Here is a 22,436-nt window from a genome sequence, read left to right as displayed (position 1 = left end):
GCAAATAAACAACACTATGCGCTACATCATCGCTCTAGATCAAGGTACCACGAGCTCCCGAGCTATCCTCTTCAATGAAAAGGGAGGGATGGTCGGCGTGGAGCAAAAGGAGTTTACCCAGTTTTTCCCAAAGCCTGGATGGGTAGAACATGACGCAGAGGAAATTTGGAGCACTCAGGCGGAAGTCTTGCGAAATTTGCTGAGCGAACATCAGGTGAATCCTGAGGATATTGCAGCCATTGGCATCACCAATCAGCGGGAAACTACTGTAGTGTGGGATCGTGAGACCGGCGAGCCCATTTGTCGGGCTATCGTATGGCAAGACAAGCGCACTTCGGGCTTGTGCGAAGAGCTGAAAAAGCAGGGCAAAGAAGAAATGGTGAAGCAGAAGACTGGGTTGGTGATTGACTCATATTTCTCAGGCACCAAGGTCAATTGGGTGCTGGAAAATGTGCCGGAAGCCAGAGCTCGGGCAGAAAGAGGGGAGTTATGCTTTGGTACGATAGATAGCTGGCTGGTATGGAAACTCACCAAAGGTGCTGTGCATGCCACAGATTACACCAATGCCTCACGTACCTTGCTTTACAATATCGTAACCAATCAGTGGGATGATGAATTGTTGGAGTTGCTGCAAGTGCCCAAATCGATGCTGCCTGAAGCACATCCTTCGTCTCATCATTTTGGTGACTTTGAATACAAGGGCCGAAAAATTCCGATTATGGGAATCGCCGGAGATCAGCAGGCAGCCTTGTTTGGTCAGGCGTGCTTTGAGCCTGGTCAGGCTAAGAACACCTACGGTACGGGTTGTTTTATGTTGATGAACACGGGAAGCGATTGTCAGCTATCGAAGCATGGTTTGCTTACTACTATGGCCTGCAGCACCTCTGATAAACTGACATATGCGCTGGAGGGGAGCATTTTTATTGCCGGGGCTGCCATTCAGTGGCTCCGGGATGGGCTCCGCATTATTGATCATGCCTCAGATTCGCAATATTTCGCTGAGAAAGCACAATCCGACGAGGTATTTCTGGTGCCAGCATTTGCTGGACTGGGGGCGCCTTATTGGGATCAATACTCTCGAGGGGCCATTTTTGGACTTACCAGAGATACAGGCAAAAACGAAATCGTAAAAGCAGCCCTTGAGTCCATAGCTTTTCAAACGCGTGATGTGAAAGACGCCATGGAGCAGGATTCGGGCATTAGTCTCTCCTGCCTCATGGTAGATGGGGGAGCTACCGCAAATGACTATCTCATGCAATTTCAAGCCGATATTTTGGGAGTAGCAGTAGACCGGCCGGCTATTACAGAATCCACTGCACTCGGGGCGGCTTATTTGGCGGGCCTTCAGGCAGGTGTATGGAAGCTTGACGATCTCAAAAAGCTGCGGCAAACCGAAAGGAAGTTTGAGCCGGAGTATGCAGAGGATCAACGAAATCGAAAATATAAGGGATGGCAGAAGGCCGTGAAAAGAACTTTTGACTGGGCTAGGGAGGATGAGGTATGAGCACATTTGACGCAACGAAGCGAAGCGAATTAGTCCATAAGTTGAAAAATGATGCCTATGATTTGGTGATCATAGGAGGAGGAATCACCGGCGCAGGCATCGCACTGGATGCCGCCTCTCGTGGGCTCAAAACAGCCCTGGTAGAGAAAAATGATTTTGCTTCAGGAACCAGTAGCAAGTCTACCAAGCTGATTCATGGTGGGCTGCGCTATCTCAAGCAATTTGAGGTGGCACTCGTGCGTGAAGTAGGACAGGAGCGAGCCGTGGTGCATAAACTGGCGCCCCATCTGGTGAAATCAGAAAAAATGTTGCTACCACTCATCAAGGACGGTACCTATGGCAAAATATTGACCTCCGTAGGGCTGATGGTATATGACGTGCTCGCCGGTGTGGAAAAGGTAGATCAGCGAAAAATGCTCGATCAGCAGGAAACACTCGAAATTGAGCCCCTTTTGGATGCATCCAAAATAGAAGGAGGAGGGATCTATGCCGAGTATCGTACGGATGATGCCCGCTTAACGATCGAGATCCTCAAGACAGCTGTACGAATGGGTGCAGATGTGATCAACTATGCGGAGGCCACAGATTTTGAATATACTGACGGAAAAATCTCCGGAATTCACTGGAAAGATCATTTGACAGGTGAGGAGCACCTGATCAAAAACACCTTTACGATCAGTGCCGCCGGACCATGGGTAGATGAAATTCGTAAAAAGAATAAATCTCTGGAAGGAAAGCACCTGCATCCTACTAAGGGTGTGCACATTGTAGTGCCACATGAAAAATTCCCCGTACGCCAATCGGTATATTTTGATGTGCCGGATGGTCGGATGATTTTTGCCATTCCCAGAGATCGCGTGACATATATTGGTACCACCGACACTGATTACCACGGAGATATCAATGACGTCCGTACTGACAAGGTGGATGTGGAATACCTGATCAATGGCGTGCAGCACATCTTTCCAGAAATTACGCTGGACATAGCTGATGTAGAGTCTAGCTGGGCAGGTCTGCGACCACTGATAGAGGAGGAGGGTAAGTCAGCATCGCAGCTTTCACGCAAGGATGAGATTTTTGAGTCTGAAACAGGGCTCCTTTCTATAGCGGGAGGTAAGCTCACTGGCTATCGCAAAATGGCCGAAAGGATCGTAGACCGACTGGTTAATAAAATGGATGAATCAGTGGCAAAAACGCTGCAAGAATGCTTCACAGACAAAATCATGCTGAGTGGTGGGGTTTTCAAAGGGGGAAAGGATGTAGAAGCCTACCAGCGGGAAATCGAAGCTCAGGTGGTAGCACTTGGCCTGGATAGCTACTACGGTGCTTATTTGGTAGGGAATTACGGTCGGCAGACAGGTGATATTCTGCGGTTGTTTCACAAACGAGCCGAACAGGATGCAGAGATCCGTCTGGCACTGGCAGAGCTGGAGTATACCATAGCCGAAGAAGCTGTGCATTCATTACTTGACTTTTTTGAACGGCGCACAGGAAGGCTTTATTTCAATATCAATACCATTCCCAAACTAATAGAACCGGTGACCGAACACATGACAACTGCTTTTGGCTGGGATGAAAACAGAGTGCGACAAGAGCAGAGATGGCTGGAGCATGGTCTGGAAGTAGCCAGTAAGTTTGATTAGACGAAAAGTAATAGTATAAAGAAGTATAGAATAGTATGAACAAGAAGTGGTGGAAAGAAGCCGTGGTGTATCAAGTCTACCCGCGGAGCTTCAAAGACAGCAATGGAGATGGTGTAGGCGATCTGCCTGGGGTTATTGAAAAGCTTGATTACATCAAAAGCCTTGGGGTGGATGTTATCTGGCTATGCCCGGTGTACGATTCCCCCAATGATGACAATGGTTACGATATTCGTGACTACTACGATATCATGGCTGATTTCGGCACGATGGCTGATTTTGATCAGCTGCTCGAGGGAATACATCAGCGTGGGATGAAACTGCTAATGGACCTGGTGGTAAACCACTGCTCTGATGAGCACAAATGGTTTCAGGAGTCCCGCAAGAGTAAAGACAACCCTTACCGGGACTACTTCATCTGGAAGCCTGGCAAAAACGGAGGCCCACCTAACAACTGGCAGTCCTTTTTTAGTGGTAATGCCTGGGAATACGATGAGGCCACTGACGAGTATTACCTACATCTTTTCACCAAAAAGCAACCAGACCTCAATTGGGAAAACCCGAAAGTACGTGAGGAGGTGCACAAGCTGATGAAGTATTGGCTGGACAAAGGAGTAGATGGGTTCCGGATGGATGTGATTTCCGTGATTTCAAAAAGAAACTTCGAAGATTCACCTTACAAGGACTTCAACAAGACCATCGATAACGTCTACGCCAATGGCCCGCGTGTGCAGGAGTTTCTCCAGGAAATGAACCGTGAAGTACTGAGTAAGTACGATGTGATGACAGTAGGTGAGGGTCCAGGTATCAATCTGGAAAGCGGCCTGCAATATGTATCCAGCTCAGCGGAGGCTCTTAATATGATTTTTCATTTTGGGCACATGTTTATGGATCATGGACCCGGAGGTAGATTTGATCCCAAGCCCATCGATTTTCTGGAATTCAAAAAAGTCTTCAGGCTGTGGGATGAGTACCTTAAAGAAGAGGGCTGGGGTAGCGTCTTTCTAGGGAATCATGATTTTCAGCGAATCGTTTCTCGCTTTGGGGATGACGGAGCGTACTGGAAAGAGTCCGCCAAACTGCTGAGCTTGTTGCTATTTAGCATGCGCGGCACGGTCTACGTTTACCAGGGTGATGAAATAGGTATGACCAATGTGGCTTTTGACACCATAGAAGAATATGACGATGTGGAGATCAAAAATGCTTACAAGGAGTGGAAAGCTGAAGGAAAAGACCTGGATCAGTTTTTAAAGAACGTCCATATCAATGGCCGTGACAATGCCCGTACACCGCTGCAATGGAATGATGCTGAGCAGGCTGGTTTTACCTCAGGCACTCCATGGCTCAAAGTCAACCCTAACTATACGGCAATCAATGTGGCTAGTCAGGAAGGAGATGAGAACTCTATTCTGGCATTTTATCGCCGGATGGTGGCGATGCGAAAGGAGCACCCGACACTTGTTTATGGTGATTTTGCCCCCATTCAGGAAGATCATCCGAGTGTATTTGCTTTTTGGAGATGGGATGAAGAGGCTGCATATTTAGTCTTACTCAATTTTTCTGAGGAGACTCAGGAATTTGGGCTGGACGATCGATTTGATAGTAGTAAGCTTCGCATAGTAGAGGCCAATGACTTTGACTTTGGTGAGCCACAAAGTGGAAAAGTGAAACTAAAACCGTGGCAGGCGGTGTTGGCGCGTGTTCGGCATATTGAATTGTAATGCCTAACAATTCTTTAAGTTTTAAGTAAAGAAATACCGCGCTTAAGTCTTTAATTTGGTGGTTTCATATAAATTATTGATGTGAAAATCACCAACAAAGTTGTATACCAAAATCTGGATGACCTGTATGACAACTCCCCGGTTTTTGAGCTAAGCAAAAAAGACCGGTGGGTTGTTTTTAGTGATCTCCATATGGGAGATGGAGGGTCTACCGATGATTTTAAACGAAATTCGGGCTTATTTCAGGCAGCTCTCAAAAAGTATTATCTGCGCGATAAGTTTTCACTCATCCTCAATGGTGACGTGGAGGAAATGCAGCGCTTTTCGCTAAAAAAAATCTACAATCGATGGCGAGAGGTTTATGAGGTTTTTGATGAAATCCGCGACTCCACGCGACTGCTAAAGACCATAGGTAATCATGATTTGGAATTAAGCCTGATGAAGGACCACCCGTTTGATTATGAGCACCTGGAAGCTTTCAGGCTTCGCTACCATGACAATCATCTGTTTTTCTTTCATGGCCATCAGGCATCCAAGAAGTTTCAAAAGCACAACGAGCTGATTGGCTTTACACTAAAGTATTTTGCCAACCCTTTGGGCATAAAAAACTACTCGGTAGCACACAGTAGCAAGAAACAATACAATATCGAGAAGCGTGCTTACCACTACTCTGCTTACCGCAAAGTGGTTTCTATCATCGGTCATACGCATCGGCCATTGTTTGAGTCTTTGCATAAGGTGGATCGCCTCAAGTTTAAAATAGAACAGCTGTGCCGTGAATATGCTACGGATCCGGTGCGTAGAACTGATGAGGTGCGAAAAGCCATAAAGGGCCACAAGAAAGACCTTAAGAAATACTACAAGCAGGTAAAAGACACCAATTATCAAAACTACGTATACAACACGATCTTCAATATCCCGTGTTTGTTCAATTCAGGGTGTGTGATTGGAAAACGAGGAATGACGTGTCTGGAGATAGAAGATGGAAAAATCCGCCTGGTACATTGGTTCGACGGTAGCATTTCTAGCAAATACCTGCAAAAGACAGGCTATCAATCTGAAAATCTCCCTGGAACCGATTTTTACCGAATGGTTATCAATGAAGAGTCGTTGGACTATGTCTTTACGCGCATTAAATTCTTAGCTTAAGCCAGATCTAAAAGGCGGTTGCGTACAAGCAGGCAAGCACCCATTACGCCAGCCCGGTTGGGGAGTGCAGTGATCTTGAGCTGGGTGTCATTGCTCATCAGGCTAAGCGAATACTTGTGTATGGCACTCTTCATAGGGAGCCGTATGTAGTCTTCCGTGGCTGCAAGGCTTCCACCTAGTATGACAAGTTCAGGGTTAAAGAGGTTGATCAGTAGTGCAATGCCTCTTCCGAGCTTGTTGCCTATTTGTGCTATCAGATCTATCGCCAGCACATCGTCACTGTTGGCGGCTTCTATGATGTCTTTGAGCTTCAGCTCGTCCACACTTTTTTTGTTTAGCATGGCAGAGGTGCTAGATCCAGCTCTTACATGTTCTTTGAAAGTGTTGAGCAGTGCCCATCCGGAGGCTTCTGTTTCCAGACAGCCCTTTTTGCCACAGTGGCAGATGATTTCGTTATCAAATATAGGGATGTGACCAAATTCTCCCGAATAGCCAGATTTTCCATAATATATCTGGCCGTTGATGATAATGCCGATACCGATACCATAGTCCAGGTTGAGGAAGATGACGTTTTTTTCATCACGCACCACACCCTTACTATATTCTCCAAATGCCATGGCACGCGAATCGTTTTCGAGTGTGACAGGTATGCCTATGGCCGATTCAATGATTTTGCTAAGCGGGTCTTCCTGGAAGTGGAAAAAGCTGTAACTGTATCCAGTGGTGTGGTTTACACGTCCGGAAAGGTTGATACCCATGCCCAGAATTTTGCTCTTCGGAATCTTGAGCCCATTGATAAAGGAAGTAATGATGCCCAATAGCTCGTCAAGTGATTCCTGAGTGTTTTCCAGCTGGTAGGGATAATTTTCTTTGATCTCGATTACATTCTTTCGAAAATCGATCAAGCTGATGTTGAGATGGTAGCGCTTGACGTCCACGCCCAGGAAAAAGCCTGCATTTGGAGCCAGGCCGTAGATATTGGGCCGACGGCCTCCTGTAGAACTATCCTTTCCATAGTCATTGACAAGGCCCTCTTCTATGAGTTCGTTTATGAGATTGGTGACTTTAGGGGCGCTCAGTGTAAGTGTTTTGCATAGATCTGCTATAGTGGCATTGCCCGAATTGGCAAAGTAGGCCAGGATCTGTTTCTTCAGGTTTACGTTTTTGTACGCTACCCCCGATGGGGTCATGAGGTTGAGGCGCTCGAAAAAAGTCTTAGACATTCCTATGGCGTGGTTAAAAATGATGAATGCGTGTGATATGCTATATTATCAACTCTTTTTAACAATCCAATGCAGTCATTTAAAAATTATTTAATAATTGGCAGCATAGCAATGCCCTTGAAAAACGCTCAGAAACATCCTTTCTCCATTAGAAACTTAGCTTTTTTGCCGTCGGTAAAAGTTGTGGCGTGAATTAACTTATTAAAAAAATTAATAAAGTATTAATACTTAAAACATAAAATATATATCTTCGGATTTCGAAAGTTATTTTAACATGGCAAAACTACGAATCATACTTACACTTCTAGTCCTGGCTTTTTCGATGCCAGCATTTGCACAGTCTTCGGCGGATGTAGTAATCATCGGAGGAGGTGCCTCAGGTACCATGGCAGCTATTCAGGCAGCCAGAATGGATGTCGAAGTGCTGGTGGTTGAGGAAACTCCGTGGCTTGGGGGGATGCTTACTTCTGCAGGAGTTTCAGCTATAGATGGCAATCATGAACTGCCATCTGGTCTGTGGGGAGAGTTTAGGCAAAAGCTATATGACCATTATGGTGGTCCCAAGGCGGTGGCTACTGGATGGGTTAGTCATTGTTTGTTTGAGCCTGCAGTGGGGGCGGCCAAGCTGGCAGAGCTCGCATCGGGCTATCCAAATCTCAATGTCATACATAAAGCTAGCCTGAAGTCTTTAAGCTATACCGACAAATGGGAGGTCAGCTATCAGGTAGGTAGAAAAACCAAAACGATCACCGCCAAAGTAGTAATCGATGCTACAGAACTGGGAGATGTTTCGGCCATGCTCGGAGTACCTTATACCGTGGGTATGGATGATCAGTCAGTCGATGCTTTTGCGCCAGAAGATGCCAATGATATCATTCAGGACCTTACCTATGTAGCTATTTTGAAAGACTATGGTGCCGGTGCTGACAAGACCATAAAAAAACCAGCCGGATATGATCCTGAAGAATTTGCTTGTGCCTGTGTGCCAGCGGGTGAAAAGGGCGACGGAGTATCCTGTGACATGATGCTGGACTATGGCAAATTACCCAACGGCAAGTACATGATCAACTGGCCAAACTGCGGGAATGACTTTTATGTAAATCTCATTGGGCTAAATAAGAAAGAGCGAGCAGACAGGCTGGAAGAGGCCAAAGACTATACCCGTAAGTTTATTTATTTCATTCAGCACGAGCTGGGGTATAAGCACCTTGGGCTTGCCGAGGATGAGTTTCCTACTAAAGATGAATTTCCACTCATACCATACCATAGAGAGGCCAGACGACCTGTGGCAAAGTCTTTGCTGGCCGTGCGTCATCTAGCTGCACCTTTTGATCAGCCCGAAAAATATTACCGCACCGGAGTAGCAGTAGGTGACTACCCTATAGATCATCATCATGACAAAAATGAGGAGGCTCCAGACATTGATTTTATCAACATTAAGGTGCCATCTTACAATATTCCACTCGGGTCTTTGGTGCCTGAGAGTCAGCCAAACCTTGTATTTGCAGAAAAAAGTATTGGTGTTTCCAATATCGTCAACGGAGCTACTCGCCTACAACCTGTAGTGATGGGTATCGGTCAGGCAGCGGGTGCTTTGGCGGCAGTAGCGGCAAAGCAGGACGTCAACCCGGCAGAAGTAAGCATTAGAGAAGTACAGCAGGCGCTGCTGGATCAGGGAGCTTACCTGATGCCCTACAAAGATGTGGCAGCTACGCACCCGGCATTTGAAGCCATCCAAAAAATAGGGGCTACAGGCATCATGAAAGGTACTGGAGTGCCTTACAAGTGGGCCAATGAGACATGGTTTTACCCCAGTCAGCCCATCAGCCAGTACCAACTCAAAGAAGGATTGCTTTCCTATTATCCGGAATTAAAAGAGGTACATGCTTCTGGTGCCTGGGTGGATACAAAGTTTTTAAAGGAAATTTTTAGTTGGTTAGGTGTTTCAATGCCCCGGGATTTGGAGACAATCCCGGGCATTTCTACCGAAGCGTCATATCTCTCAAGAGCAGAGGTAGCCGTCTATCTACAGGCCGCACTTGACCCATTTGCACAACCTGTCAACTTTGACGGTCACTTAATTTCAGAAAAGTAATATATGTCGCTGGAAGCACTCGATATCGCAATCATTTTTGCTTACGTAGCAGGGATTCTCTTTTTAGGGTTTTATATCTCCAAAAAGGCATCATCCAACCTGGAGTCGTATTTCCTCGGAGGCAATACCATGAAATGGTACTACCTCGGACTTAGTAATGCTTCGGGGATGTTTGATATCTCCGGGACCATGTGGACGGTAAGTATCTTATTTGTCTATGGACTTAAAAGTGCCTGGATCCCGTGGCTCTGGCCGGTTTGGAATCAGGTATTTATTTTTGTTTACCTGGCTATCTGGTTGCGCCGATCCAAAGTAATGACTGGTGCCGAGTGGATTACCTTCCGTTTTGGAGATGGTAAAGGAGCAAGGCTTTCACACATCATCGTAGTGACTTTTGCCGTGATCAGTGTAGTAGGCTTTATCGCTTATTTTTTCGAAGGTATCGGCAAGTATTGTACTTCTATTCTCCCCTGGGATTTGTCTTTTGCGCTAGCGGGGTGGGAGATTTCTTCGGAGCGATCCTACGCCATGCTCATCATATTTCTCACCACGCTTTATACTGTAAAGGGAGGGATGTATAGTGTGGTAGCTACGGAAGTGCTACAGTTTGTCATTATGACTATCAGCTGTTTTGCCGTAGGATACATTGCTTTTACTTCAGTATCTGCCGAGCAGATCAGCGCAGTAGTGCCGGCAGGTTGGAAAGACCTGTGGTTTGGCTGGGAGCTCAACCTCGACTGGACCAACACGCCATTCCCGGGGGTGAATGACAAAATAGACGGAGACGGCTTTGGGTTCTTTGGTATCCTCTTCATGATGATGCTTTTTAAAGGAATTTTTGCTTCTATCGCCGGGCCTGTACCCAGCTACGACATGCAGCGCTTGCTTGCTGCCAGAAAGCCTTCCGAAGCTGCTAAAATGAGCTTTACGACGATTTGGGTAATGTATATTCCTCGTTATCTCATGATCGCTGGCTTCTCCGTACTAGCGTTGGTATACCTCGGTGATGAACTCGCAGGTGATACCATCGATTTTGAAAAAGTACTGCCGCTGGCCATCTCCAAGTTTATGCCGGTGGGAATCAAAGGATTGATTTTGGCAGGTTTCCTTTCTGCCTTTATGGGTACCTTCTCGGCCTTTGTCAATGCTGCTCCGGCCTATCTCGTCAACGATATTTATAAGAAATACATCAATCCTAATGCCAGTAACAAGCGCTACATTACCTTGAGTATATTGTCCTCTATTGTTTTGGTAGTGGTTGGGGTGATATTTGGATTTAATGCAGCCTCACTCAATGAACTAACACTGTGGCTTACTTCAGCACTGTATGGAGGTTATGTGGCTGCCAACATGCTGAAATGGATTTGGTGGAGGTTTAGCGGATACGGCTACTTCTATGGCATGTTGTTTGGTTTGATTGCTTCCACAGCCAAGCTCTTTTTCTACCCACAGTATGTGGACATCTACGTGTTCCCGATCATTTTCGGGTTTGCTCTGCTGGGGAGTATCATCGGTACATTTATCTCTCCTTTGGAAAACCGGGAGGACATCAAGAAATTTTATAAGCAGACCAAGCCATGGGGCTTTTGGGGGCCTATCAAGCGCGAGGTGATGGCAGAAGATCCTTCCTTCGTGCCAAATCAGGACCTGGGTCGTGATACGTTCAATGTGCTGGTGGGTATCATCTGGCAAATGGCGCAGGTGGTCTTGCCGATCTACTTTATGATTCGCCAAAACACAGAAATGGTGATTTGGTCAGGGGTATTTATCCTCACTACGGTATTGCTGAAGAAGTTCTGGTGGAATCACTTAAAAACGGCTGACGAAGCTTCAAACGAATAATTGGATGAAGATAACAGGAACATTTATAGACGAAATCTCTCACGACATCCCACATCAAAATTGGGGTAGAAAGGAGTGGGCGCAGGATTTTGATCATATGAAAGCCATTGGCATAGATACGGTGATCATTATTCGTTGTGGCTATGGCCGATTCATCACCTACCCGAGCAAGTACCTTCAGGAAAACTATGGATGCTACCGACCATCGGAAGATTTGGTGGAGTTATTCCTGGATCTGGCAGCAGAGCGCAATATGAAATTGTTTTTCGGGCTTTATGACAGTGGACACTACTGGCAAACTGGGGATTTACATCACGAGATCGAATCCAACAAATATGTGATCGATGAAGTATGGTCTACCTACGGTCATAAAAAGAGCTTCGGTGGCTGGTATATCAGTACGGAAATCAGCCGTAAGACGAAAGGTGCCATAGAGGCATTTAGCACACTGGGCAAGCAATGCAAAGACATGAGTGGCGGACTTCCTACGCTCATTTCCCCTTGGGTAGATGGGAAAAAGGCAGTTATGGCCAGCAGTTCTTCCCTCTCCAAAGAAGATGCGGTATCACTAGAAACCCACCAGCGTGAGTGGGATGAGATCTTTGATGGGATCAAAGATGCAGTGGATATCGTGGCTTTTCAGGATGGGCACCTCGACTATGACGAGCTGGCAGATTTCCTACAGGTCAATAAGGAGCTTGCGGATAAATATGGCATGACCAGCTGGACCAATGCAGAGAGCTTTGATCGGGACATGCCCATCAAGTTTCTGCCTATCAAATTTGATAAACTAAGACTGAAACTGGAAGCTGCTGCTAAGGCAGGAGTGGACAAGGCGATCACTTTTGAGTTTTCGCATTTTATGAGTCCACAGTCCAGCTATGTGCAGGCACACCACCTGTACAATAGATATAATGAATACATGAACCGACTAAAAAAAGGATGACAGACTACATCAATATATATCGGGATGAATTGCTAAAAGGGGTGATTCCCTTTTGGGAAAAGCACTCGATAGACCGTGAAAACGGTGGATTTTTTACCTGTCTGGATCGTACTGGTAAGGTGTACGACACGGATAAATTTATCTGGCTGCAGGCCAGACAAGTATGGATGTTTGCCACTCTCTACAATACTGTAGAGCAAAAATCCGAGTGGTTGAATATAGCTAAGCAAGGGGCCGACTTCCTATTGAAGCATGGGATGGATAGTGAAGGAAATTGGTATTTTTCACTCAATAGGGAGGGACAGCCCCTGGTGCAGCCATACAATATTTTTTCAGATTGTTTTGCCGCTATGGCATTTGGTGCCCTTTACAAGGCTGTACCCAATGAAGAATATGCATTGCTTGCACAGCGGACTTTCGGAAATATTTTGAAACGCCGCGCCAATACCAAAGGCAAGTACAATAAGGCGTATCCGGGTACACGAGAGCTTAAAAACTTCGCGCTGCCCATGATCCTTTGTAACCTCTCGCTGGAGATGGAGCATTTGCTGGACAAGCAGTTGGTAGATGAGCTGATCGAAGATGTGATCCATGAAGTAATGGACGTGTTTTACAACCAGGACATAGACCTGATCCTGGAAAACGTACATCTGGATGGAAGCTTGTCTGATTCCTTTGATGGACGTTTGATCAATCCAGGTCATGGTATAGAAGCCATGTGGTTTATCATGGATTTGGGTGTGAGACAAAACAATGCTGCGCTCATCGAGAAAGCTCGAACGATCATGATGCGTTTGCTCGATTATGGATGGGATCAGGAGCACGGAGGTATTCTATACTTTATGGACCGCAAAGGTCATCCGATGCAGCAGCTGGAGTGGGATCAAAAACTCTGGTGGGTACATTTAGAGTCTTTGGTGGGTCTATCCAAAGCCTATGCCTACCAGCCGAACGAAGAAGTGAAAGACTGGTTTGATAAAATTCATAACTATGCCTGGACGCATTTCCGTGATGAAGCGCATGGTGAGTGGTTTGGATACCTACATCGTGATGGTAGCCGACTCAATGAGCTGAAAGGCGGAAAATGGAAGGGATGCTTCCATGTGCCCAGGGGTTTGATGCAGGTTTGGAAGACATTGGAAAAGTCAGAAAAACGTGCTTCAAAAAATAGTCAGGTTGCCCCAGCAGATAATTAGCGGGCTTACTTAATAAAAAAATTAAATAAGTTAATTCTCTTTTAACATATTATTTCTAAATTGTATCCGATCTGAAAAGATCATTCAAAACTTAACAGCGAATGAATAGCAAAGGAATATTTTATTGGGTCATCACGCTTCTGCTTTCACAGCAGATATTCGCACAATCTGCGGTGATTAGCGGGGTGATCACAGATGATCAGGGAGAGCCTATTCCAGCAGCTACAGTGATGGAGCAGGGTACCACCAATGGTACCGTTTCCAACCTGGATGGTGAGTTCAACTTAAAGGTTTCCAATCTGGATGCCACTGTTGTAGTGTCTTTTGTGGGGTTTGAAACTCAAAAAATACAGCTTAATGGGCGTACAGTCGTAAATGTCGTGCTAGAGCTGGATATACAAGAAATGGAAGCCGTAGTAGTTACGGCATTGGGCGTAGAGCGTGATAAACGTTCGCTGGGATATGCTTCACAGTCAGTAGATGGTGAGGAGCTGACTACTGCACGTGAGAGCAACGTAATCAATTCGCTTTCAGGCAGAGTAGCCGGCGTGCAAATCAATCAGTCAGGCACAGGCCCTGGTGGTACATCTAAAGTGGTGATCAGGGGATTTTCCAGCTTACAAGGTAGAAACAGCCCACTCTACGTGGTGGATGGCGTGCCCATGGCCAACCCGCAAGGTGGTGGAGGCCAGTTTGGCGGTATAGATTATGGTGATGGCATCTCCAACATCAACCCCGAAGACATTGAGTCTATCAGCGTGCTAAAAGGTGCTGGTGCTACCAACCTGTACGGTTCACGCGGGCAGAATGGAGTAGTGATGATTACGACTAAAAAAGGGAAAGCTCGTAAAGGCGTAGGTATCGAAATCAACTCCAACCTCACTTTTGAGACTCCTCTGGTGCTACCAGATTTTCAAAACGATTATGGCAGAGGTTCCAATGGTGAAATCCTGGTGGACGCCAACGGCCAAATACGTGACAATGTGCGCACCAGCTGGGGAGCACCTTCACAAGGACAAACCGATGTAAACGGACAGCCACTGCTTAACTGGGCAGGTGATCAGGTGCCTTACAATGCGCAGCCTGACAACATCAAAGACTTTTTCCGTACAGGAGTGGCCTACAGCAATAGCGTAGGGATCACTACGGGTAACGAGGACATTCAGGTACGCGGGTCCATTACCCATATGCATCGTGACAACATCATGCCCAACAGTGAGCTAGAGCGAATCATTACCAGCCTCAATGTATCGAGTGATCTTTCGGATCGGCTGAAGTTTAGCGGTAAGATCAACTACATCAATCAGACGGCATTTAACCGTCCCAATCTTACACTAAGTCCGGACAACCCAATGAGTGCGCTGATCGAAATGCCTCGCACCATTCGCCTTCAGGACCTGCAAAACTTCCAAAATCCTGATGGCACTCCTAGACTTTACAACAACGGAGCCGCTACTACATGGCAAAACCCATACTGGGCGGTAAACCTCAATACCAATGAGGACGAGCGTGATCGTATGCTTGGATTCATGATGCTGGAGTATCGTCTCACCGACTGGCTCAAGGCCCACGTGCGAAGTGGTACAGATTTTTACAACGACCACCGAGAGGTGCGCAACGCTACCAACACCATTTACCGGGTGACTTCCGATAAGAGTTTTTACAGTCAGGCGTACAACCGCGTGCAGGAATCTAACTCTGACTTTTTGCTGACTGCATCCCTTCCACTAAACAACAATTGGAATGGAACACTCACGGCCGGTGGAAATGTATTGAAAAGCCGGGCACGTGGGGTATACAATGAAGCACAGGGCCTCGATGTTCCCAATCTTTTTGCCTTGCAAAATGCCAACAGTGTGCAGGCGAGAGAGTCGTATTCAGAAAAAGTGGTTTACTCACTTTACGGTACTGCACAGGTAGATTATAATGACAAAATATTCCTGGAAGTAGGAGCCAGAAACGACTGGTCAAGTGCACTGCCTCCAGACGCATGGTCCTATTTTTACCCATCAGCGTCTACGAGTTTGGTGCTTTCTGAACTGCTAGACTTGCCTACTTTCATCAGTTTTGGTAAAGTGCGAGCGAGCTGGGCTGCTGTAGGTAATGATCCTAACCCATATCAGTTGGATTTGCTTTACCCTTCCAACTCGCTTTCACATGGTGGTCAGGGGTTTGGCCAGGTGGCTACTACTCGTCCTCCGTTGGACCTGAAGCCAGAGCGCACCACTTCCATAGAGGCGGGTCTTGAGCTGAGCTTGCTCAACAACCGGATCACCTTCGACGCTACGTACTATGATGCAGGCACCAAAAATCAAATCATCAATGTGCCCGTGTCTAAACCATCAGGTTTTGAAACTGCCGTGTTCAACTCTGGTCTCATTAGAAACTACGGTGTAGAGCTTGCGCTAAATGCTACGGTAGTAGAAAAGCCGAGATTCCGCTACAACACCTATATCAACTTTACCAGAAACGTTTCTGTAGTTGAGGAGCTGGCGCCGGACGTACTGGTATATCCTTTGGGAGGAAACTATGATCAGTTTGGTGTACGCATCCAGGCGACCGTGGGCAATCCTTTTGGTGACATTTATGCCGACAAGGCATACTTAAGAGATGAATCTACAGGGGAAAGAATCATAGGTGACAATGGCCTGCCTATACCAGACCCTGATGGGATCAAGAAAATAGGTAACTACCTGCCAGACTTCTTGGCTGGTTTTGGCCACAGCCTCCAAATTGGCGATGTGTCGGCGGGTGTACTGTTTGACATTCGAAAAGGTGGTGATATCTACTCGTTTACCAATTCGGCTTCCGCATGGAATGGCAATGCAGCCTATACACTGGATCAGCGTAGAGAATGGTATGCCGGAGCAGGCGGATACATCGCAGAGGGCGTAAGACAAGATGGTAGTCCAAACACGATCGAAGTAGACCCGCAGACCTATTGGCAAACTGTAGGTGGGCGTGCCTCGAACTTTGCAGAGGAGTTTCTTTACGACGGAAGCTACGTGAAGCTGCGTGAAGTCACGATCGGCTATAGCCTGCCAAAGTCTATGTTTATGAAGAGCCCCTTCCATGCAGCAAGTATTTCGCTTGTTGGAAGAAACCTTTTCATCCTATACAAAAACACTCCTGGCTTTGATCCTGAAGCCACCTTCAATGCCGGAAACGACCAGGGAATCGAGGCATACGCCTTCCCGTCTACCCGTAGCTATGGTTTCAACTTAAAGCTTACACTCTAATGAAAAACGTGAGCCAAAAATATATCAAGACCCTTTTCGCAGCTTTAATCCTACTGTTTTCAGTGGGTGCATGTACTGGAGATTTCGAAGAGATCAACACGAGCCCTTTGGCAGTACAGGCTGATCGTGCAAACGAAAACTTGCTTTTCACGAGATCTATCGTTTACGGAGCACTGCGCTATACCGAGTTTCAGCGAGCACAGCAGCTTTATGCCAACCACTACATCCAGTATTATTCAGTTGCGGTACCTTATTTCGAAACAGGCCGATACCTCACACGAAATGACTGGTTGACAGCTTACTGGACGGAGGCTTACTCGGATTTCGTTATGCAGGCACATCAGGTCATAAAGCTGACAGATGGCAACGCAGATAAGATCAACAAAAACAGCATAGCTCGTATTTGGAAAGTTTTTATGATGCACCGCATCACGGACTTGTGGGGAGATGTTCCCTACAGCGAAGCTTTCGAAGGTAAGCTTGTTCCCAAGTATGACACGCAGGAGGAAATCTATACAGCTATGCTCACTGAACTGGAGCAAGCGGTAGCTGCTTTTGACCCTTCAAAAAGCCTAACGTTTGGTGCTGCTGATGTGATGTTTGGTAGTGATATCGATAGCTGGACACGCTTTGCCAATTCGCTTCGTCTGAGACTAGCGATGCGTATTAGCGATGCTGCACCTGCACTGGCAGAGCAGCATGTACGTGCGGTGATAGCAGACGGAAGGTTGCTGTCTTCCAATGACGATTCTGCCCTGGTGCCTTATGGTAAAGACAAAGGCAATGCGCTGGAAAATCTTCAGCCAATGAGCATTATTCGGATTTTCAACGAGTACCGTGTGAGCAACACCCTGCTTGATTATCTGGAAGACCACAACGATCCGCGACTACCCTTGTATGTGGCTCCTGCCGAAAGCAATGGTGCTTATACTGGATTGCAAAACGGACTCAACCCGAAACAGCTGAGTGATCTGGATCTGAAAGACTATTCGAAGGATTCAGAAATAGTATCTAATCCTTACGCACCGAGTGTAATGCTTTCCTATGCAGAAGTGGAGTTTCTCCTTGCAGAAGCTGCTCTTAAAGGCTGGGGAGATGGTAATGCGCAAGGTCACTATGAGGCTGGCGTGCGTGCTGCCATTGAGTTTTGGGTAACTGTATACGAAGACATCAAAAACCGAGCTTCGGCAGAAGAACTTGCCACATATCCAGAGGTGACTATTGACGCCACAGACATAGATGCATACCTGGCAGAGCCGGGCATAGCTTATGATCCCGCAAATGCATTGGAGCAAATCATTACCCAAAAATGGCTGATGAATATCAATCAGGGTTTTGAATCATATGCTGAATACAGAAGAACTGGATTCCCAGTGCTCAACCCTATTCCAAATACAGATGGCCTTAGTGAAACAGGTGGTTCAGATGTGCCTGTTCGATTAAAATATCCTGCTGAGGAGCAAAGCCTCAACGCTGATAGCTACAGTGAAGCCGTGAAGCAGCAGGGAGCGGACTTACCCACTACACGTGTTTGGTGGGATGTCGACTAATTCTTAATGCAAACTTAAACTAACACACAAATGAAACATTTTTTGAATTTGATGAAGCTGGCAATGATTGCCATCGTATGCTTCACCTTCGTATCTTGTGAAGACGAAGAGCCAACCGTACCTCAAAGCGATGCAAAAGAAATTTTATCCTTTGTATTTGCTGACCTGGACCCAGCAGTGACCGCATCGATCAGCGGTACAGACATTACTGCTACTGTTCCTTTTGGCACAGACCTTACAGCATTGGCACCTACAGTGACCATTTCTTCTAAAGCTACCGTATCACCTGAAAGCGGTACTGCTCAGGATTTTTCTAGTGCCGTTACTTATACAGTGACAGCTGAAGATGGCACTACAGTAGATTATACAGTAAGTGTTTCTGCCGAAGCTGGAAGCGATGAGAAAGTTATCACTGAGTTTGTGTTTGCTGAGCTTGATCCTTCTGTAACAGCTACTATCGAAGGTACAGCGATCACTGCAGAAGTGCCTTATGGTACAGATCTAACTGCTTTGATACCTACAGTGACCATCTCTGCTTTGGCTTCTGTAAGCCCAGAGAGTGGTGTAGCTCAGGACTTCTCTAGTGATGTGACTTACACAGTTACTGCTCAGGATGGCTCAACTACTGCCTACACAGTTACCGTAACTGAAGGTGCTAAGCCAGGCCTTGATGTACAGGCTAAATGGGAACTAGTAAACCGTACGAGCAGCCGTCCAAGCTGGTTCACAGCTAACAATGATGCGGATATTGCAATCGGAGCTGAGTCAGTATATGCGGTGAACAACAGAGACAAACTAAGAATTCTTGATCGTGCTACTGGTGTAGAGAAGGATTCAGAAAAATTCTTGAAGCAAAGCAAAACTGGATTGTCTGGTATCTATGCAAACATCGTAGATGCGCATGTGGATGAAGGTGGAAATATCCTTGCTTGTACGGGTACTTTGAACAATGGTACATTCTACGTGTTCCGTTGGAATGATGAAAGTGCTGAGCAGGAAATCATTCTAGAGTCTACAGTAGAAAAACGAATTGACAACTTCACTGTGACTGGAGATACTGACGGTGATGCTTACATCTACGCTGCAAGCAATGGTGGCAATATCATTTACAAGTGGAAAGTAACAGGTGGTACAGTAAATGCTACGGCTGAGCAAATCGTAGTAGCTGATATCGCTTCTTTTGGTTCAGCTCCAGGTATCTCAGTGCTTTCTAACGACGCAAATTCTGATATCATTGTAAATGGTAACAGCATCAACCCTACATTGATCGGTTCTGACGGAACAGTTAAAGGTTCTATCTCCACTGAACTGATGACTGGTTTCTCTTCAGATATCATCTACTTTGAGTTGAAAACAAACAAAGTATTGGTTTCAATCAATACTCCAAATTCTGAAACTCAAGAGTTGGTGTTCTTCGATGTAACTGAAGGATTCGATAAAGCTGAAAAAGCTACTACAATTTCATTTGATGATGATACTACTGAATCTCAGAACCTTAATGCTACAGGCGGACTGAGCTTCGAGAAAAATACAGATGGTACTGTTACAGTTTATGGACTGATCACCAACAATGGTGTAGGTGCATATACTGTAGATTTGGCCAACTAATTTCACAAAAGGAGTGTTCGTAGGGCACTCCTTTTTATTGAACTTTTAAGATTGATTGTATGAAAAATTTAATGAGCAAATTTTCTGTGTTGCTCCTCGCACTGAGCATGGTAGTGTTTGTAGGATGTAAAGATGATGAAGGCGATGATGGACCTTTGCTAAGTAAGCGCAAAGACATTGTAGCAGTAGATTTGGCTGGTGGCTGTCTGGGTGGTGATATCACGGGTACAGTCAATGCCGAAAATTTCACAGTAAGAATCACCGTGCCATTTGGTACTGATGTAAAAGCACTTGCTCCAATTCTTACGATTTCAGAAAAGGCAACTGTTAACCCGGCTTCAGAAACCCCACAAGATTTTACTACGCCTGTGACTTACACGGTTACAGCAGAAGATGGGACCACTCAAGAATGGATCGTAATTGTAGAAATTGCTGCACAGGGCACAGAACCTGTACTTACTCTTAGCGAAGCGGTATGGTCATACACCATAGCTGGTAGCAATCTCCCCGATTGGTTTACCAACAATGGCGAAGATGGAATTGCCTACGGAAACGGACATGTTTACGTAATGAGCAACCATGACAAAATTAAAGTGCTAGATCCAGCAGACGGAGCAGTGCTCGCAGACCTGGACAATAGCAATATCTCCGGTGGGAGCCTGAAATTAGGTGACGTGGAAACAAGCGCCGATGGTTCTATTCTGGCGTGCAATGTCCTCGATTTTAATGGACAAGGAACGGCCGTATTTAAAGTCTATAAGTGGGCCAACGAATCAGCTGCGCCTGAAGTTTACATCGAGTATGAAGTGTCTGAGGCAGTTCGTCTGGGTGACAACCTTTCTGTGGTTGGAGATATTTCTGGTGATGCAGCCATTTATACAGCCTACGGTAGAAATTTCACCGCTGGAGAGCGTGGATCAGATATCTATCGATGGGAAGTAAAAGGTGGCGTGCTCAATCCAACGCCTACCATCATCAAAGCTCAAGGCTTCAATAGCTTGACAGGTTTTGGTTCAAGAGCTGCAGCTACTTCACTAACAGCTGATAGCGAAACTGTATGGGTAAATGGTAACGACATAGATGTTGCTGAAATTGATTTGGCTACTGGCGCAAAACTTCAGCAGCTTCCCAATGAAAATCGTGATTTGGTAGACTTCTTCTACAACGATTTTACTTTGTTCCAGCTATGTGATAAAACAGTAATGGCTGCAATTTTCCCTAGAAGCGCCAATGAAAGCCGACTTTTAGTAATCGATGTAACGGACGGACTCGACAATGTTACCAGCAGCGATGTGATGTATTCTGCAGATTTTGTAGGTAGTAATACTACAGCCAACAATGATGCTAGTGGTAACGTAGCTCACCACATCGTGAGTGAAGCTAAAGCAGAGCTTTACATCGTAATCACCAATCAGGCATTGGCCAAATTCGATCTTACGTTAGCAATTCAGGATTAATACAATCAATTCTCAATCTAAGGCTGCCTTCGGGTACTTACCAGCTACTGAAGGCAGCCTTTTTTCATTATAGCGTGAACATTTCTTCAATCAAAAACATGCAAAAGCTACTACAAGCTTTTACCCTATGCGGCTTATTTTTTCTTGTATTTAGCTGCGGTTCGGTGGACCAAAAACCAACTGAGCTTCCTGCCAAAAAGGAAGCGGTCCGAGGTGTATGGATGACCAATGTAGCCAGTGAGGTATTGCTCTCACGTGAAAACATCATCGAGTCTGTAGAATTGCTCGACTCCCTAGGTTTCAATACCATCTTTTTAGTCACCTGGAATCGTGGCAACACGATCTACCAGAGTGACATCATGAAAAATTTTACCGGACGAAGTATCGATCCGAAATACGGTGACAGAGACCCCCTGGAAGAGGTTATCGAAGAAGCCCACAAGCGCGACATCAAGGTATTTGCGTGGTTTGAGTTTGGGTTTGCCTCTAGCTACGGTGACGATACTGGTGGAGCCCTCATCCAACAAAAACCAGAGTGGGCGTCCAAAGACATTAATGGTGACATCACTGCCAAAAACAAATTTCAATGGATGAATGCACTTCACCCTGAGGTGCAGGATTTCATCACTTCACTCGTCTTAGAGGTGGTAAACAAATACGATGTAGACGGAATTCAGGGAGACGATCGTTTGCCTGCAATGCCTTCCAATGGAGGGTACGATGAGTTTACCGTGGAGCTTTACAAAAGTGAGCATAGTGGCAAGGAGCCTCCGGCAAATCACCTCGATTTCGAATGGGTGTCCTGGCGCGCACAGAAGCTCAATGAATTTCTTAAAGCGCTCTATACAAGTGTAAAACAAGCAGACCCGGAATGCCTGGTGAGCATGTCGCCAAGTGTATACCCATGGAGCAAAGAAAACTACTTGCAGGACTGGCCTACATGGGTTCGACAAGGATATGTAGACCTGGTGTGTCCGCAGCTATATAGATATAATATCGACGCATACAATCAATTACTAGAAGAAATCACCTCCTGGCAACTGGCAGATTCCGATTTGCCCATTTTTTACCCAGGGGTGCTTCTTCAAGTAGATAAATACAACCCTTCGGAAGAAATGCTGCGCGCCATGATCGAAAGTAATCGTACTTATGGCATCAATGGTGAGGTGTACTTCTTTTATGAAGGGATAAAAAAATTCAAAGGGCTATTCTCAGAAATGTATGCCGAACCGGTATCATTTCCAGAATTGACGAAAAAGAAATAAC

The 22,436-nt window shown here is 45.9% G+C and carries 14 protein-coding genes; 13 read left to right on the top strand and 1 reads right to left on the bottom strand.

The genetic code is table 11. The annotated features are described in order from the left end of the window. The first annotated feature begins 16 nt into the window (after window positions 1-16). The 4 genes from glpK (at window position 17) to C7460_RS19640 (ending at window position 6,014) form a co-directional block, all read left to right on the top strand. Window positions 17-1,504, top strand: coding sequence for a glycerol kinase GlpK (gene glpK, locus C7460_RS19655; RefSeq protein WP_115869848.1), 1,488 nt, complete (start codon window positions 17-19; stop codon window positions 1,502-1,504). Next, window positions 1,501-3,147: a glycerol-3-phosphate dehydrogenase/oxidase gene (locus tag C7460_RS19650; RefSeq protein ID WP_115869847.1), complete on the top strand. Its 1,647-nt coding sequence runs from the start codon at window positions 1,501-1,503 to the stop codon at window positions 3,145-3,147. The genes glpK and C7460_RS19650 overlap by 4 nt, the downstream gene beginning before the upstream one ends. A gap of 35 nt (window positions 3,148-3,182) precedes the next feature. Beyond that, window positions 3,183-4,865 (top strand): alpha-glucosidase, encoded by a 1,683-nt coding sequence (locus C7460_RS19645; protein ID WP_115869846.1) that lies wholly within the window; start codon window positions 3,183-3,185, stop codon window positions 4,863-4,865. 81 nt (window positions 4,866-4,946) lie between these two features. Continuing rightward, window positions 4,947-6,014, top strand: a complete 1,068-nt coding sequence (locus C7460_RS19640) for a metallophosphoesterase family protein (protein ID WP_115869845.1) — start codon at window positions 4,947-4,949, stop codon at window positions 6,012-6,014. On the opposite strand, the gene C7460_RS19635 is transcribed toward C7460_RS19640, so the two are convergent. Next, a complete protein-coding gene (locus C7460_RS19635) occupies window positions 6,011-7,237 on the bottom strand; it encodes an ROK family transcriptional regulator (RefSeq protein WP_115869844.1) in 1,227 nt (408 codons plus the stop codon). The two genes, C7460_RS19640 and C7460_RS19635, sit on opposite strands and share 4 nt — an antisense overlap. Window positions 7,238-7,511: 274 nt before the next feature. Between C7460_RS19635 and C7460_RS19630 the strand changes: the two genes are divergently transcribed. From C7460_RS19630 to C7460_RS19590, 9 genes are all read left to right on the top strand, one after another. Then, window positions 7,512-9,332, top strand: coding sequence for an FAD-dependent oxidoreductase (locus tag C7460_RS19630; RefSeq protein WP_115869843.1), 1,821 nt, complete (start codon window positions 7,512-7,514; stop codon window positions 9,330-9,332). 3 nt (window positions 9,333-9,335) lie between these two features. Beyond that, entirely contained in the window at window positions 9,336-11,174 is a 1,839-nt protein-coding gene (locus tag C7460_RS19625; protein WP_115869842.1) for a sodium:solute symporter family protein, read from the top strand. Window positions 11,175-11,178: 4 nt separating this feature from the next. Then, window positions 11,179-12,120: a DUF4434 domain-containing protein gene (locus C7460_RS19620; protein WP_115869841.1), complete on the top strand. Its 942-nt coding sequence runs from the start codon at window positions 11,179-11,181 to the stop codon at window positions 12,118-12,120. After that, window positions 12,117-13,316: an AGE family epimerase/isomerase gene (locus C7460_RS19615; protein WP_115869840.1), complete on the top strand. Its 1,200-nt coding sequence runs from the start codon at window positions 12,117-12,119 to the stop codon at window positions 13,314-13,316. Before C7460_RS19620 ends, C7460_RS19615 begins: the two co-directional genes overlap by 4 nt. Window positions 13,317-13,417: 101 nt before the next feature. After that, complete coding sequence (locus C7460_RS19610; protein WP_115869839.1) at window positions 13,418-16,555, top strand: SusC/RagA family TonB-linked outer membrane protein; 3,138 nt, start codon at window positions 13,418-13,420, stop codon at window positions 16,553-16,555. Next, window positions 16,555-18,105 (top strand): SusD/RagB family nutrient-binding outer membrane lipoprotein, encoded by a 1,551-nt coding sequence (locus C7460_RS19605; protein ID WP_115869838.1) that lies wholly within the window; start codon window positions 16,555-16,557, stop codon window positions 18,103-18,105. Before C7460_RS19610 ends, C7460_RS19605 begins: the two co-directional genes overlap by 1 nt. A gap of 30 nt (window positions 18,106-18,135) precedes the next feature. Continuing rightward, complete coding sequence (locus C7460_RS19600; RefSeq protein WP_115869837.1) at window positions 18,136-19,713, top strand: DUF5018 domain-containing protein; 1,578 nt, start codon at window positions 18,136-18,138, stop codon at window positions 19,711-19,713. A 59-nt stretch (window positions 19,714-19,772) separates the two neighbouring features. After that, the gene (locus C7460_RS19595) at window positions 19,773-21,170 is read left to right on the top strand and encodes a DUF5018 domain-containing protein (protein ID WP_115869836.1); all 1,398 of its coding nucleotides are present in this window, start codon (window positions 19,773-19,775) and stop codon (window positions 21,168-21,170) included. Between the two features lie 98 nt (window positions 21,171-21,268). Next, the gene (locus C7460_RS19590; protein WP_115869835.1) at window positions 21,269-22,435 is read left to right on the top strand and encodes a glycoside hydrolase family 10 protein; all 1,167 of its coding nucleotides are present in this window, start codon (window positions 21,269-21,271) and stop codon (window positions 22,433-22,435) included. The last annotated feature ends 1 nt before the right edge of the window (window position 22,436 follow it).

The sequence above is a fragment of the Marinoscillum furvescens DSM 4134 genome (genome assembly GCF_003386095.1).
Lineage (GTDB): Bacteria > Bacteroidota > Bacteroidia > Cytophagales > Cyclobacteriaceae > Marinoscillum > Marinoscillum furvescens.
Note: the sequence above shows the minus strand (reverse complement) of the source record. Positions and strands in the feature narration are given on the sequence as shown.

Bases quoted from the DNA above. Each gene is read 5' to 3' on its own strand.
- C7460_RS19635 (WP_115869844.1), bottom strand. From the start codon at position 7,237: ATGTCTAAGACTTTTTTCGAGCGCCTCAACCTCATGACCCCATCGGGG.
- C7460_RS19650 (WP_115869847.1), top strand. From the start codon at position 1,501: ATGAGCACATTTGACGCAACGAAGCGAAGCGAATTAGTCCATAAGTTG.
- C7460_RS19620 (WP_115869841.1), top strand. From the start codon at position 11,179: ATGAAGATAACAGGAACATTTATAGACGAAATCTCTCACGACATCCCA.
- C7460_RS19600 (WP_115869837.1), top strand. From the start codon at position 18,136: ATGAAACATTTTTTGAATTTGATGAAGCTGGCAATGATTGCCATCGTA.
- C7460_RS19605 (WP_115869838.1), top strand. From the start codon at position 16,555: ATGAAAAACGTGAGCCAAAAATATATCAAGACCCTTTTCGCAGCTTTA.
- C7460_RS19615 (WP_115869840.1), top strand. From the start codon at position 12,117: ATGACAGACTACATCAATATATATCGGGATGAATTGCTAAAAGGGGTG.
- C7460_RS19630 (WP_115869843.1), top strand. From the start codon at position 7,512: ATGGCAAAACTACGAATCATACTTACACTTCTAGTCCTGGCTTTTTCG.
- C7460_RS19645 (WP_115869846.1), top strand. From the start codon at position 3,183: ATGAACAAGAAGTGGTGGAAAGAAGCCGTGGTGTATCAAGTCTACCCG.
- C7460_RS19625 (WP_115869842.1), top strand. From the start codon at position 9,336: ATGTCGCTGGAAGCACTCGATATCGCAATCATTTTTGCTTACGTAGCA.
- glpK (WP_115869848.1), top strand. From the start codon at position 17: ATGCGCTACATCATCGCTCTAGATCAAGGTACCACGAGCTCCCGAGCT.
- C7460_RS19595 (WP_115869836.1), top strand. From the start codon at position 19,773: ATGAAAAATTTAATGAGCAAATTTTCTGTGTTGCTCCTCGCACTGAGC.
- C7460_RS19610 (WP_115869839.1), top strand. From the start codon at position 13,418: ATGAATAGCAAAGGAATATTTTATTGGGTCATCACGCTTCTGCTTTCA.
- C7460_RS19590 (WP_115869835.1), top strand. From the start codon at position 21,269: ATGCAAAAGCTACTACAAGCTTTTACCCTATGCGGCTTATTTTTTCTT.